13 protein-coding genes are annotated in these 13,938 nt (G+C 63.6%); 1 reads left to right on the forward strand and 12 read right to left on the reverse strand.

Annotation, left to right across the window (positions count from 1 at the left end):
- Positions 1-62: 62 nt before the first annotated feature.
- From RIN61_RS16325 to RIN61_RS16340, 4 genes are read right to left on the reverse strand one after another with little or no spacing between them, the layout of a single operon-like run.
- Positions 63-1,220, reverse strand: a complete 1,158-nt coding sequence (locus RIN61_RS16325) for an osmoprotectant ABC transporter ATP-binding protein OsmV (protein WP_215520303.1) — start codon at positions 1,218-1,220, stop codon at positions 63-65.
- Complete coding sequence (locus tag RIN61_RS16330) at positions 1,217-1,870, reverse strand: ABC transporter permease (protein ID WP_112250725.1); 654 nt, start codon at positions 1,868-1,870, stop codon at positions 1,217-1,219. Before RIN61_RS16330 ends, RIN61_RS16325 begins: the two co-directional genes overlap by 4 nt.
- Positions 1,867-2,781, reverse strand: a complete 915-nt coding sequence (locus RIN61_RS16335) for a glycine betaine ABC transporter substrate-binding protein (RefSeq protein WP_112250727.1) — start codon at positions 2,779-2,781, stop codon at positions 1,867-1,869. Before RIN61_RS16335 ends, RIN61_RS16330 begins: the two co-directional genes overlap by 4 nt.
- A 13-nt stretch (positions 2,782-2,794) precedes the next feature.
- A complete protein-coding gene (locus tag RIN61_RS16340) occupies positions 2,795-3,508 on the reverse strand; it encodes an ABC transporter permease (RefSeq protein WP_133970422.1) in 714 nt (237 codons plus the stop codon).
- Positions 3,509-4,068: 560 nt separating this feature from the next.
- Between RIN61_RS16340 and RIN61_RS16345 the strand changes: the two genes are divergently transcribed.
- Positions 4,069-5,652, forward strand: coding sequence for a peptide chain release factor 3 (locus RIN61_RS16345; protein WP_003257876.1), 1,584 nt, complete (start codon positions 4,069-4,071; stop codon positions 5,650-5,652).
- A gap of 156 nt (positions 5,653-5,808) precedes the next feature.
- On the opposite strand, the gene RIN61_RS16350 is transcribed toward RIN61_RS16345, so the two are convergent.
- The 8 genes from RIN61_RS16350 to RIN61_RS16385 all read right to left on the reverse strand — a co-directional run bounded on the left by RIN61_RS16350 (position 5,809) and on the right by RIN61_RS16385 (position 13,859).
- Complete coding sequence (locus RIN61_RS16350; protein ID WP_313852884.1) at positions 5,809-6,888, reverse strand: polyamine ABC transporter substrate-binding protein; 1,080 nt, start codon at positions 6,886-6,888, stop codon at positions 5,809-5,811.
- A gap of 52 nt (positions 6,889-6,940) precedes the next feature.
- A complete protein-coding gene (locus RIN61_RS16355) occupies positions 6,941-7,282 on the reverse strand; it encodes a cupin domain-containing protein (protein WP_112250733.1) in 342 nt (113 codons plus the stop codon).
- A 32-nt stretch (positions 7,283-7,314) separates the two neighbouring features.
- Positions 7,315-8,721: an NAD(P)/FAD-dependent oxidoreductase gene (locus tag RIN61_RS16360; RefSeq protein WP_207877707.1), complete on the reverse strand. Its 1,407-nt coding sequence runs from the start codon at positions 8,719-8,721 to the stop codon at positions 7,315-7,317.
- A 64-nt stretch (positions 8,722-8,785) separates the two neighbouring features.
- Positions 8,786-9,595: an AraC family transcriptional regulator gene (locus RIN61_RS16365; protein WP_207877705.1), complete on the reverse strand. Its 810-nt coding sequence runs from the start codon at positions 9,593-9,595 to the stop codon at positions 8,786-8,788.
- Positions 9,596-9,964: 369 nt separating this feature from the next.
- Positions 9,965-10,933 carry a peptide ABC transporter ATP-binding protein gene (locus tag RIN61_RS16370; protein WP_313852888.1) on the reverse strand — a complete coding sequence of 323 codons (969 nt, stop codon included), beginning with the start codon at positions 10,931-10,933 and terminating at the stop codon, positions 9,965-9,967.
- A complete protein-coding gene (locus RIN61_RS16375; RefSeq protein ID WP_003257886.1) occupies positions 10,933-11,901 on the reverse strand; it encodes an ABC transporter ATP-binding protein in 969 nt (322 codons plus the stop codon). Before RIN61_RS16375 ends, RIN61_RS16370 begins: the two co-directional genes overlap by 1 nt.
- Before the next feature lie 10 nt (positions 11,902-11,911).
- A complete protein-coding gene (locus RIN61_RS16380) occupies positions 11,912-12,838 on the reverse strand; it encodes an ABC transporter permease subunit (RefSeq protein ID WP_025337799.1) in 927 nt (308 codons plus the stop codon).
- A 10-nt stretch (positions 12,839-12,848) separates the two neighbouring features.
- On the reverse strand, positions 12,849-13,859 hold the full coding sequence (locus RIN61_RS16385) for an ABC transporter permease subunit (protein WP_012316108.1): 1,011 nt from the start codon (positions 13,857-13,859) through the stop codon (positions 12,849-12,851).
- Between the last annotated feature and the right edge of the window lie 79 nt (positions 13,860-13,938).

Genomic DNA, 13,938 nt, shown 5'->3' on the forward strand with positions numbered 1-13,938 from the left:
CTGCGCAGGCCTTTAGTTTGCGCCGACCCTGTGGGAGCGGGTTTACCCGCGAAGAGGCCGGCTTAGGAAACCAGCGCCTCGGCCGGCGACACGATCGATGTCTTGGCCCCTCGCGAACGCCCCGAGCTCAGGTACGCCGCAATCGACTCCTGCGTCACCTCGCCCAAGAACACTTGCTCGGCATCCAGCACCGGCAGCCACGCCCGGTTGAACTCGTACATCCGCGACAACAGGATGCGCAAATGCTCATCATGCGCCGCCGTGGCATTGAACGGTCGCAGGAAGTCGCCACAGGCCCCTTGCTGGCGATGCATATCGCGCCGGCGCACGTAGCCCAGCGCCTTGTTCTGCGCATCGGTCACCACCACGTAGCGGCGGTCGTGCTCGTCCAGCAGCTCCAGCGCATCGCTTACCGGCGTCTGCGGGCTCACCGATGGCGCGTTGTCCGCCGCATCCTCCGCACGCACCAGCAGCAGGCGCTTGAGGGTGCTGTCCTGGCCGACAAAGTTGCTGACGAACTCATCCGCCGGGTGCGCCAGCAAGGTGTCCGGGTGGTCCAGCTGCAACAGCTTGCCGGCACGGAAGATGGCGATCTTGTCGCCCAGCTTGATCGCTTCGTCGATGTCGTGGCTGACCATGATCACGGTCTTGTTCAAGGCCCGCTGCATCTCGAAGAACTCGTTCTGGATCATCTCGCGGTTGATCGGGTCGACCGCGCCGAACGGCTCGTCCATCAGCAGTACCGGCGCTTCTGCCGCCAAGGCGCGGATCACGCCGATACGCTGCTGCTGGCCACCGGACAGCTCGCGCGGGTAACGCTGCAGGTACTGCTTGGGCTCCAGCTTGATCATGTGCATCAGCTCGCGGGCGCGCTCACGGCACTTCTGTTTGTCCCAGCCGAGCAGGCGCGGCACCACAGTGATGTTCTCCTCGATGGTCATGTTGGGGAACAGGCCGATCTGCTGAATGACATAGCCGATATGCCGGCGCAGGGTGACTTCGTCCAGCCCGGTGGTGTCTTCGCCATTGATGAACACCTGGCCAGAAGTGGGGGTGATCAGGCGGTTGATCATTTTCAGCGTAGTGCTCTTGCCGCAGCCCGAGGGGCCGAGGAACACGCAGATTTCCCCTTCGTTGACGGTGAGGCTTACCGAGTCCACGGCTTTGACGTCCTTGCCGTTGACGTTGAAGGTTTTGCTGAGGTTCTTCAGTTCGATCATGAGCGCAGTCCTTCTGGAGTCAGGGCACGTTGCAGGGTTTGCAGGAGCAGGTCGGCGATGATCGCCAGCAGGCTGACCAGCACGGCGCCGACCAGCAGCATCGACATGTCGCTGCGGCTGATGGAGGTGAGGATGAGTACGCCCAGGCCGCCGGCGCCGATGGTGGCGGCGATGGTCATCACGCCGATGTTCATCACCACGGCGGTGCGCACGCCGGCAAGTATCACCGGCACGGCGATGGGCAGTTCGACCATGCGCAGGCGCTGGCCGAAGGTCATGCCAATGCCGCGCGCGGCTTCACGGATGCCGGGTTCGACGTTGGTCAGGGCCAGGTAGGTGTTGCGCATGATCGGCAGCAGCGAATACAGGAACACCGCGGTAATCGCGGGTAGCGGGCCAAGCCCTTGGCCGAACCTGGAGTAGAACGGCAGCAGCAGGCCGAACAGGGCGATGGAAGGGATGGTCAGCAGCACGGTGGCGCTGGCCTGCAGCGGGCCGGCGAATGCCGGGAAACGGGTCATGAGGATGCCCAGCGGCACCCCGACCAGAATCGCCAGGCCCACGGCGACGCCCACCAGCATGATGTGCTGCCAGGTCAGTTGCAGCACCTGGGCCCAGTCCAGGTGGTTGAAAGTATCGATCAGGTTCATGGCTGGCCCTCGCTGTTCAGTGGGTGCTCACGCAGGAAGGTGGCGGCCACGGCAGTCGGGTTCTGGTGCTCGACATCGACCTTCGCGTTGAGCTGGCGCATGGTTGCGTCATCCAGCTGCTCGGCCAGTGGCTTGAGCAGGCCGGCCAGCTGCGGGTTGGCCTCGAGCACGGCTTTGCGCACCACCGGCGCGGCGGTGTAGTCGGGGAAGTAGTGCTTGTCGTCCTCCAGCAGCTTGAGGTCGAAGGCGTTCAGGCGGCCGTCGGTGGTGTACACCAGCCCGGCGAACACCTGGTTGTTGCGCATCGCGGTGTACACCAGGCCGCCGTCCATCTGGCGGATGTTGCGGCGGTCCAGCGGCAGGCCGTACATCTCGCGCAGGCCGACCAGGCCATCGGGGCGGTTGGCGAACTCGGTGTCCAGCGCCACCAGGTGGTTGCGGTGGCTTTCGTCACGCAGTACCGCGTTGAGGTCGCTGATGGTGTTGACCTGCGGATAGGCCTCGGCTACCTGCTTGGGCAAGCCCAGGGCGTAGGTGTTGCTGAACTTCGATGGGGTCAGCCAGATCAGGTCCTTCTTCGCATCCAGCGCCTTCACCCTGGCGAAGGTTGCCTCGGCACTGGGCATGCGCTCGTCGATATGGTTGTACGACACCAGCGACACGCCGGTGTATTCCCACATCAGGTCGAGCTGGCCGGTTTCCTGGGCCTGGCGCGCGATATTGCTGCCAAGGCCGGTGGTGACGCGCACGTCATAGCCATTGGCGCGCAGGTATTGGGCGGTGATTTCGGCGAGTACGGTCTGTTCGGTGAACACCCGCGCGCCGATGCGGATCAGCGGTTTGTCCGCTGCCTGGGCAAATCCTGCGAACAGCAGGGCCGCGCCCAGCAGCAAGGCGATTCTCTTGTTCATACGTTCCCTATCTTTATTGGGCCAGGCCACGTTCCAGCCAGCGCTTGCTGGAGAAACTCACCGCCGCGTCCAGCGCCAGCGCCAGCAGGGCGGTGCAGGCGGCCCCCAGCAGCAGCTGTGGCTGGTTGTTCAGGGCGATGCCGGGGAAGATCAGGCTGCCCAGGCTGTTGGCGCCAATCAGGAACGCCAGGGGGGCGGTGCCGACGTTCAGCGCCAGGGCCACGCGCACACCGCCAACGATGATCGGCACGGCGTTGGGCAGTTCCACCTGCCACAGTTGCTGGCGCGGGGTCATGCCTATGCCGGTGGCGGCTTCCTTGAGCGAGGCGGGGACGTTTTTCAGGCCCTCGTAGGTGTTGCGCACGATGGGCAGGAGGGAGGCGAGGAACAGCGCGAAGATCGCGGGCCCGGCGCCGATGCCCAGGATACTCAGGGCGATGGCCAGAACGGCCAGGGGAGGGATGGTGTTACCAACGTTGAAGAACTGCATGAAACGCTCGGCTTTGTCGACCCGGTGCGGTCGACTCAAGGCAATGCCGGCAGGGATGCCCACGGCCAGCGCCGCCGCCATCGAAGCCAGCACCAGTACCAGGTGCGCTTGCAGGTAGAACCCAAGATCGTCGCGATAACGCGCGATCGTGTCGATGCCGATCCAATGGACCAGCAGGGCCAGGATGACGAGCACGGCGGCCCATCCCAACAGCCCTTTTCCGTAGCGTTTAGCCACAGGCGGACTCCTTGTGTAGTCGGCGAGCACACTTCTTGGTTGCCGACCAGTCCTGGCGGCGGGTGGTGTGTTCGCGAGTAGCAGCGTGACGCACGCCGAAGGCTGCGATCAGGCCATGAGCCGAACCCCGTCGGGCCCGAAAATGCTGATGAAAACAGCTCCCCAACCGAAGCGGGTTGCAGAGGAGTGGACGTCTCCGTGGGCGTAAAGGTTCCCATCTGGGGCGGCATTTGGCCAGCGTTAATCACTGCCCTTGCGGAAATTTGACGAGAAAAAACAGTGGCTTGATGCGCTGTAGGCGTTGAAACAACTGCCCTGTGGCCATTTGTCGTGATAAAGCGATTGCCTGGCGAACTTGTGGTGTCTGGACGGGCCCTTTCGCGGGTAAACCCGCTCCCACAGTGACCGCACCGCATTCGATACCTGTGCAGTACCTGTGGGAGCGGGTTTACCCGCGAAAGGGCCGGTACAGGCACCACGCATTCCTCAGGTTTTGGTCCCGGGCCCAACTTCAGGTATGATATCGCCCCTTTTTAATCCCCCAAGTCAGGCGATTTCCCATGACCAACCAGGCCGCCGAAGTCGCGAAGCGCCGCACTTTCGCAATCATTTCCCACCCCGACGCCGGTAAGACCACCATCACCGAGAAGCTGTTGCTGATGGGCAAGGCCATTGCTGTCGCCGGTACCGTGAAGTCGCGCAAGTCCGACCGCCACGCCACCTCCGACTGGATGGAAATGGAGAAGCAGCGCGGCATCTCCATCACCACCTCGGTGATGCAGTTCCCGTACCGCGAGCACATGATCAACCTGCTCGACACCCCCGGCCACGAAGACTTCTCGGAAGACACCTACCGCACCCTGACCGCGGTGGACTCGGCGTTGATGGTGCTCGACGGCGGTAAAGGTGTAGAGCCACGTACCATCGCCCTGATGGACGTGTGCCGCCTGCGCGACACGCCAATCGTCAGCTTCATCAACAAGCTCGACCGTGACATCCGCGACCCGATCGAACTGCTGGACGAGATCGAAGCGGTGCTGAAGATCAAGGCCGCGCCGATCACCTGGCCGATCGGCTGCTACCGCGACTTCAAGGGCGTGTACCACCTGACCGGTGACTACATCGTGGTGTACACCCCGGGCCACGGCCACGAGCGCACCGAAGCCAAGATCATCCAGAAGCTGGACTCGGACGAAGCCCGTGCCCACCTGGGCGACCAGTACGATTCGTTCGTCGAACAGCTGGAGCTGGTGCAGGGTGCCTGCCACGAGTTCAACCAGGAAGAGTTCATCAACGGCCAGCTGACCCCGGTATTCTTCGGTACCGCACTGGGCAACTTCGGTGTCGACCACGTGCTTGACGCCGTCGTCGACTGGGCGCCGCGCCCCCTGGGCCGTGTTGCCCACGAGCGCACCGTGGAGCCTGTGGAAGAGAAGTTCACCGGTTTCGTGTTCAAGATCCAGGCGAACATGGACCCGAAACACCGTGACCGCATCGCCTTCATGCGCATCTGCTCGGGCAAGTACGAGAAGGGCATGAAGATGCGCCACGTGCGGATCAACAAGGACCTGCGTATCGGTGATGCGCTGACCTTCTTCTCCTCCGAGCGTGAGCAACTGGAAGAGGCCTATGCCGGCGACATCATCGGCCTGCACAACCACGGCACCATCCAGATCGGCGACACCTTCACCGAAGGCGAGGCGCTGGGCTTCACCGGTATCCCGCACTTCGCCCCGGAGCTGTTCCGCCGCGTACGTCTGAAGGACCCGCTGAAATCCAAGCAGCTGCGCCAGGGCCTGCAACAGCTGGCCGAAGAGGGTGCTACCCAGGTGTTCTTCCCTGAACGCAGCAACGACATCATCCTTGGTGCGGTTGGTGTGCTGCAGTTCGACGTGGTCGCCAGCCGCCTGAAGGAAGAGTACAAGGTCGAGTGCGCCTACGAGCCGATCACTGTGTGGTCGGCCCGCTGGATTGGCTGTGACGACAAGAAGAAGCTCGAGGAATTCCAGAATAAGGCCATGGAGAACCTGGCCATCGACGGTGGCGGGCACCTGACCTACCTGGCGCCGACCCGCGTCAACCTGTCGCTGATGGAAGAGCGCTGGCCGGACATCAAGTTCCGCGCTACCCGCGAGCATCACTGATCTCGGGAGCTTGCTCCTGATTTCCAGGGCCTGCTCCTGGCTTCGAGAGTCTGCTACTGACCCTGTGGGAGCGGGTTTACCCGCGAATGCGATGTAGAATTTACCGACGCATTCGCGGGTGAACCCGCTCCCACAGGGGCCACGTTACGGCCGCATTCAATTCCCTGCCTTGATACTGGTCCAGATCCGCGTCCGAATACGGTCGATCTTGGCCGGCATTGCCTCCAGCGCATACAGCTTGCCCATCACCTCTTCGCTCGGGTAAATCATCGTGTTGCCCTTCATCGCCGGGTCAACCAGCGTGTCCGCCTTCAGGTTGCCGTTTGCGTACTGCACATGGTTGCTGATATTGGCCATCACCTCCGGCTGCAGCAGGTAGTTCATGTAGGCATACCCGGCCTTCTCGTCCGGTGCATCGGCCGGCATTGCCACCATGTCGAACCACATCGGCGCACCTTCCTTCGGGATCGAATACCCCACCTTCACGCCGTTGTTCGCTTCTTCGGCACGATTCTTCGCCTGCAACACATCCCCGGAGAAACCGACCACTACGCAGATATCGCCGTTGGCCAGATCGCCGGTGTACTTCGATGAGTGGAAGTAGCTGATGTATGGCCGCACCTGCATCAGCAGCGCCTTGGCCTTGTCGTAGTCCGCCGGGTTCTGGCTGTGGTGCGGCAGGCCCAGGTAATGCAGGGCGATCGGCAACAGTTCGGGGCCGTTGTCCAGCACGGCGACGCCGCAGCTTTTCAGCTTGCTCATGTACTCAGGCTTGAAGATCAGGTCCCATGAGTCCAGCGGCGCGTGGTCACCGAGCACCGCCTTGACCTTGTCGACGTTGTAACCGATGCCGGTACTGCCCCACAGGTACGGGAAGCCGTAATGGTTGCCCGGGTCGTTCACCTCCAGCGCCTTGAGCAGCACCGGGTTGAGGTTGTGCCAGTTGGGCAGCTGCGATCTGTCCAGGCGTTTCAGTGCCTTGCCCTGTATCTGCCGGGCCATGAAGTGGTTGGACGGAAACACCACGTCATAGCCGGAGTTGCCGGTCATCAGCTTGCCATCGAGGGTTTCGTTGCTGTCGTAAACGTCGTAGGTGGGCACGATACCGCTGGCTTGCTGGAAGTTCTTCAGTGTGTCTGGGGCAACGTAGCTGGACCAGTTGTAGATCTTCACCGTTTCGGCGGCGCCGGCCACGCTGGCGGCCAACATCAGGGGGGCGAGAAGGAGCGTGCGCATGTCGGGGTTACCTTGCTTTGTCTGTTGTTATCGAAGGCAGGCGATCAGCGGATCAGAAAATAAGCACGTAGGTCTTGCGTACGGTCTCCTGGATATCCCAGGTGCCGGTGCTGTTGGCCGGTAGCATCAGTGCGTCTCCGGCTTCTATTGACAGGGGCTCGCCACCGTCCGGGGTGAAGGTGCAGCGCCCCTTGATGAAATGGCAGAACTCCTGCTGCACGATCTGCCGCCGCCAGCGCCCGGGGGTGCACTCCCAGATGCCGGTTTCGACGCCGTCGTTGCGCTCCACGCAGGTGACCGAGGTGATCGCCACGGGCTCGCAGAGTGGTACCGCAACGGGGTTGGAGCTATCGAGCACGGCGCTGTCGGTGTTTTTGAAATGGGTGATGCTCATGACCGGTAAATCCTGTGTCGGGAAAAGGGAAGTCAGTGCATGAAGCCTTCCATGAAGTCTGCGAGATTGCTGGCAAGGCGCCGCCTCCAAGGCGCACTTGCGGGGTTGGCGAGGGTCCGGTCCTCGTGGACGAAGCTCTGGATGATTGCGTTGTAGCCCAGCCAGCGGCAGGGCTCGGGTGGCCAACTTGCCAGGCTTGAAAGCGGGCGGTTGTCGAGCACCCAGGGTTGCGCGGTCAGTTCGTTGTGCTGGTTGAGGATCAGCGCCGCCAGGGTGCGCCCGCCCAGGTTGGTGGCGCCGACGCCTTCACCCCCGTACCCGCCCGCCAGGGCGATGCCGCGTTGACGGTCACAGAGCATGTGTGGGTGGAAGCGCCGCGCCATGCCCAGGTTGCCGCCCCAGGAATGGGTGATACGCACGTGCTTCAGTTGCGGGAACAGTTCGCTGAACAGGTAGCGGCGCAGTTGTATTTCCTGTTCGTCGAGGTTGAAGTTTTCGCGCAGGCGGCCACCGAAGCGGTAGCCACCACGGGCGCCGAATACCAGGCGGTTGTCGGCGGTACGCTGGCCGTAGGTGACCTGGCGACTGCTTTCGCTGAACGCCTGGCCCTGGTTCAGGCCGATCTGGTCCCAGGTAGACTCTGGCAGTGGTTCGGTGGCCACCAGCAGGCTCTGGACCGGCAGCTGATGTTTGCCCAATGGCGGCAGGCTGGCGGCGTAGCCCTCCACGGCGGGTACCATCCATTGGCAACGGATGCGCGCCAACGGCGTACGCACCTCACCCGGCTGCCAGTCGATGGCTGGGGTGTTTTCGTAGATGGGTACGCCCAGCGCTTCTACAGCCCGGGCCAGGCCACGCGCCAGCTTGGCGGGTTGGATGGTCGCGGTGTGCGGGCTGTAGATGGCGCCATAGGCATTGCTGACTCGCAGTTGCGCGTCCAGCTGCTCGGGGCGTAGCCAGCGGTAGTCGTCCTCGCTCATGCCCTGACGGTAAAGATCGTCGAGGTAGGCGCGCAGGCTGCGCTCCTGTTCCGGGTAACGCGCGGCGCAGTACAGCACGCCGCCTTTGCGGTAGTCGCAGTCGATGCCTTCGCGTTGCAGCACGCTGTGCACTTCATCGGGTATGCCGTGCAGCAGGTCGATGCTGGCACGGCGTTGCTGCGGCGACAGGCTGGCCAACAGGCGGTCTTCGCCGAGCAGGTTGCCCATCAGCCAGCCGCCGTTGCGCCCCGAGGCACCAAAGCCGGCGATGTTGGCGTCGATCATGGCGATGTTCAGTTGCGGCGCCTGGCGCTTGAGGTAGTAGGCGGTCCACAGGCCGGTATAGCCAGCGCCGATGATGCACACATCCGCTACCAGGTCTTCACGCAGGGCCGGGCGGGTGCACAGTGGCTCTTCGAGCTGGTCCATCCACAGGCTGAGCGTGCGCAGGGGTTGCATCGGGTTCGGCTCCACATCCGTCAAGGTCTGTGGGCGATGCTAGTGGTGTCGGCAGGCGGCTGTCCTACGTGCGTGCACGCAGGGAAATTTGCTTCAGGTACGCCTTGGGCGTGAGCCCGGTATGTTCGCGGAAGCACTTGTAGAACGCCGACAGCGAGTTGAAACCGGCATTGAACGCCAGCTCGTCGATGGTGGCCTCGACGCTGTCGTCATCGAGGCTGGCCATCAGGTGCTGAAGGCGGGCCTGGTTGACGTAGCGGTAAAAGCTCTGCCCGAGCACCTGGTTGAGCAGGTAGGAGATCTGGTTGCGGCTGTAGCCACTGGCGTCGGCCACCTGCTGCAGGTCCAGCTCCGGGTCCAGGTAGGGGCGCTGACGCTGGAAGTAGTGTTCCAGGTCCTGGGCCATGGTCGATAGCTGTCGGGGAGACAGGCCCAGGCGGCTGGTCGCCGGGCGTGGGCCACTGCTGGTATGGCCACTGCCGTTCTGGCGAACCAGTGTGGCGTATTCGTTGACCCGCCAGATCAGGCCGTCCTTGACGGTGATCGCCTCACTGGACTGGAACGCCACCAGGCCATCGCCGCCCTGCACCGTGACCTGATACTGGATGAACGCGGTACAGCCATCAACGCGGATACGGTCGCTGTGGACGATGTCCTCGCCGGCTTCATGGGGCAGGCAGGCGCGTACATAGTCGCGCAGTTCCTGGTAGCCGAGCACGCGGTTCTGGAAGAAGTCGTGGTACTGGATGTCGGGATGGTAGAGCGCAATGACGCCGTCGAGGTCGCGGTGCTTCCAGCACAGGTGGTAGCGCAGCACGGTGTCGGCGGTGAGCGGAGCCTGCTCGGGGCCGTCGGGGAGGGTGGTGGCGGTCATGCGCCTGATAGTGCATTGCAGAACACCCAGCTGCAAGTGGGCGGATCCGGCATCTTGCACGGTTTTGCCAAGCGGCTTGGGAGGTAAGCTGTTGATTCGGCTGAGTATGATTTTTTGTCAGGGGTGGCATGGCGAGTGCACCGGTCTGTTCAACATCGAACAAGGAGAAAGGCCATGCGCTCAATACTACTGTGGATGATCGGGGTGCCGATTCCGGTGATTATCCTGATCTGGTTCTTTATGCATTGAAAAGCCGGGGCCGCTGTGCGGCCCTTCGCGGGTAAACCCGCTCCCACAGGGACCCCACAGATTTGAACACTGTGGAGAACCTGTGGGAGCGGGTTTACCCGCGAAGAAGTTCACGCCGCTCTAGAGAAACTGCTCCGCATAGTGACAGGCCACCTGCCGGGTACTCACCTGCCTGAGCGCCGGCACCTCCTTGGCACACCGTTCGGTCGCGTACGGGCAGCGCTTGTGAAACGCACATCCATCCGGCGGGTTCAGCGGGTTGGGCAACTCCCCGGCGATACGAATCTTCGGCTTCAGTGGATCAGGATGAATTGCCGGTGTCGCCGACAGCAGCGCCTGGGTGTACGGGTGCAGCGGCTTCTCGTAGATGTCTTCTTTCTGCCCCATTTCCGCCGGCCGCCCCAAGTACATCACCAGCACCTGATCGGCTACATGCCGCACCACCGCCAGGTTGTGCGAGATGAACACATAAGCCGTGTTGAACTCCTTCTGCAAATCCATGAACAGGTTCAACACCTGGGCCTGGATCGACACATCCAGCGCCGAGGTCGGCTCGTCCGCCACCAGTACCTTGGGTTGCAGCATCATCGCCCGCGCCAGTGCGATACGCTGGCGCTGGCCACCGGAGAACATGTGCGGGTAGCGCTGGTAATGCTCGGGGCGCAGGCCGACCTGTTCCATCATCTTCTGCACCTTTTCACGCCGCTCGGCCTTGCTCAGCGAGGTGTTGATCAGCAGCGGCTCGGCCAGCTGGTCACCAATCTTCTGCCGTGGGTTGAGCGAGGCGTAGGGGCTCTGGAACACCATCTGCACGTCGCGGCGCAGTTGCTTGCGCTCGCTCTTGCTGGCGCCTTTCACTTCGGTGCCGGCAATTTGCAGCGAGCCGGACGACGGCTCTTCGATCAGGGTCAGGGCGCGGGCCAGGGTCGACTTGCCGCAGCCGGACTCGCCGACCACGGCCAGGGTCTTGCCGGCCTCAAGCTCGAACGACACGCCATTCAGCGCGCGGACCAGGGCATGGCCCTTGAACAGCCCGCGAGAGACTTCGTAATGCCGGGTCAGCTCCCGGGCGGATAGAACGACGGCCATCACGCCACCTCCTGGTTCAGCGGGTAGAAGCAACGCACCAGGCCATGGGCCTGCGGATCGAGGGGCGGGCGCTGGCGCCGGCAGTTGTCCTGCACGTACGGGCAGCGCGGTGACAGCAGGCAACCCACGGGGCGGTCGTAGCGGCCGGGGACGATGCCGGGCAGGGTGGCCAGGCGTTCGGCACCGATGCTGTGCTCGGGGATGGCCGCCAGCAACGCTTCGCTGTAGGGGTGGGCGGGCACATCGAACAGCTCCGGCACCTGGCCCACTTCCACGGCTTGGCCGGCGTACATCACGCACACCCGCCTGGCCGTTTCGGCGACCACGGCGAGGTCGTGGGTGATCAGGATGAGCGCCATGTTGCGCTCCTTCTGCAGGTTGACCAGCAGCTCCATGATCTGCGCCTGGATGGTCACGTCCAGCGCAGTGGTGGGTTCGTCGGCAATCAGCAGCTTGGGCTCGCCGGCAATCGCCATGGCAATCGCCACGCGCTGGCTCATGCCGCCGGACAGTTGGTGCGGGTAGGCGTCCAGGCGGCTTTCCGCAGCCGGGATCTCGACCTTCTTCAGCAGCTCCAGGGCACGCTGGCGCGCGGCCTTGCCCTTCAGGCCCAGGTGCTGGCGCAGCACTTCCTCGATCTGGTAACCCACGGTGTAGCTGGGGTTGAGCGCGGTCATCGGGTCCTGGAAGACCATGGCGATGTCCTTGCCCACCACTTTGCGTCGCTGGCGACCGCTGAGCTTGAGCATGTCGGTGCCATCGAAGGTGAGCGAGTCGGCGGTGATGCGCCCGGGCGCATCGATCAGGCCCATCAGGGCCATCATGGTCACGGACTTGCCCGAGCCGGATTCGCCGACGATGGCCAGGATCTCGCCGGCCTCCACCGTCAGGTCCAGGCCATCGACCACCGGTACCGCATTGGCGTCGCCGAAGCGCACGTTCAGGTTGTTGATCTGCAACAGTGACATGGCGTTCTCCTCAGGCGGCGTTCTTGAGTTTCGGGTCCAGCGCATCGCGCAGGCCGTCGCCCATCAGGTTGATTGCCAGCACACTGAGCAGAATGGTCAGGCCGGGCAGGCTCACCACCCACCAGGCGCGCTCGATGTAGTCGCGGGCCGAAGCCAGCATGGTGCCCCACTCCGGGGTCGGCGGCTGTACGCCAAGGCCAAGGAAGCCCAGGGCGGCGGCGTCGAGGATGGCCGAAGAGAAGCTGAGGGTGGCCTGCACGATCAGCGGTGCCATGCAGTTGGGCAGCACGGTGACGAACATCAGCCGTGGCAGCCCGGCACCGGCCAGGCGTGCGGCGGTTACGTAGTCGCGGTTCAGCTCGCCCATCACGGCGGCGCGGGTCAGGCGCACGTAGGATGGCAACGACACGATGGCGATGGCGATCACGGTATTGATCAGGCCTGGGCCGAGGATGGCGACGATGGCCACCGCCAGCAGCAGCGAGGGCAAGGCCAGCATCACGTCCATCAGGCGCATGATCGACGGGCCGAGCAGTTGCGGGAAGAAACCGGCCAGCAGGCCCAGCAGGATGCCAGGGATCAGCGACATCACCACCGACGACAGGCCGATCAGCAGCGACAGCCGCGCGCCCTGGATCAGCCGTGAAAGCAGGTCGCGGCCCAGTTCGTCGGTGCCGAGGATGAACTGCCAGCTGCCGCCTTCGAGCCACACCGGCGGGGTCAGCAGGAACTCGCGGTACTGCTCGCTCGGGTCGTGCGGGGCCACCCACGGCGCGAACAGTGCGCAGAACACCACCAGGCACATGAAGGCCAGGCCCATCACCGCGCCTTTGTTGCGGGCGAAGGCTTGCCAGAATTCTTTGTATGGCGAGGGGTAGAGCAGGCTTTGGTCCACCGGGCTGACCGGTGTGACGGATTTCGGAATCGGGCTAGTCATGGCGGGGGCCTCAGCGCTGATGACGGATGCGTGGGTTGGCCAGGCCGTAGAGGATATCCACGACGAAGTTGACCAGGATCACCAGGCAGGCGATCAACAGGATGCCGTTCTGGACCACGGGGTAGTCACGGGCACCAATGGCTTCGATCAGCCACTTGCCGATGCCCGGCCAGGAAAAGATGGTTTCGGTCAGCACCGCGCCGGCCAGCAACGTGCCGACCTGCAGGCCGAATACGGTCAGTACCGGGATCAGTGCGTTGCGCAGGCCATGCACGAACACCACGCGGGCCGGCGACAGGCCTTTGGCGCGGGCGGTGCGGATGTAGTCCTCGCGCAGTACTTCGAGCATCGACGAGCGAGTCATGCGGGCAATCACCGCCAACGGGATGGTGCCGAGCACGATGGCTGGCAGGATAAGGTGCATCACCGCGTCCTTGAACGCGCCTTCCTCGTCGCTGAGCAGGGTGTCTATGAGCATGAAGCCGGTCTTCGGCTCGATGTCGTAGAGCAGGTCGATGCGCCCGGATACCGGGGTCCAGCCCAGGCTTACCGAGAAGAACATGATCAGGATCAGGCCCCACCAGAAGATCGGCATCGAATAACCGGCCAGGGAAATGCCCATCACCCCGTGGTCGAACAGCGAACCGCGCTTGAGCGCGGCGATCACCCCGGCCAGCAGGCCGACGATGCCGGCGAACAGCAGGGCGGCGAAGGCCAGTTCGAGGGTGGCCGGGAACAGGGTGAGGAACTCGCTCCACACGCTTTCGCGGGTGCGCAGCGATTCACCGAGGTCACCCTGGGCCAGCTTGCCGACGTAGTCCAGATACTGGACCGGCAGCGGCTTGTTCAGGCCAAGGCGTTCCATGGCCTGGGCATGCATTTCGGGGTCGACCCTGCGCTCGCCCATCATCACTTCCACCGGGTCGCCGGGGATCAGGCGTATGAGCGCGAAGGTCAGCAAGGTGATACCGAAAAAGGTCGGTATCAGCAGGCCAAGGCGCCGGGCAATAAAGCTCAACATTGTCGGGGTTACCTCATCAGGCCGTGGGGCGATCAGCCCGCTACGGTGGTGCCGCCGGTTCCCGTGTGGGGTGCCGGCG

The sequence above is a fragment of the Pseudomonas inefficax genome (assembly GCF_032164165.1).
In the GTDB taxonomy this organism is placed as follows: Bacteria; Pseudomonadota; Gammaproteobacteria; order Pseudomonadales; family Pseudomonadaceae; genus Aquipseudomonas; species Aquipseudomonas inefficax.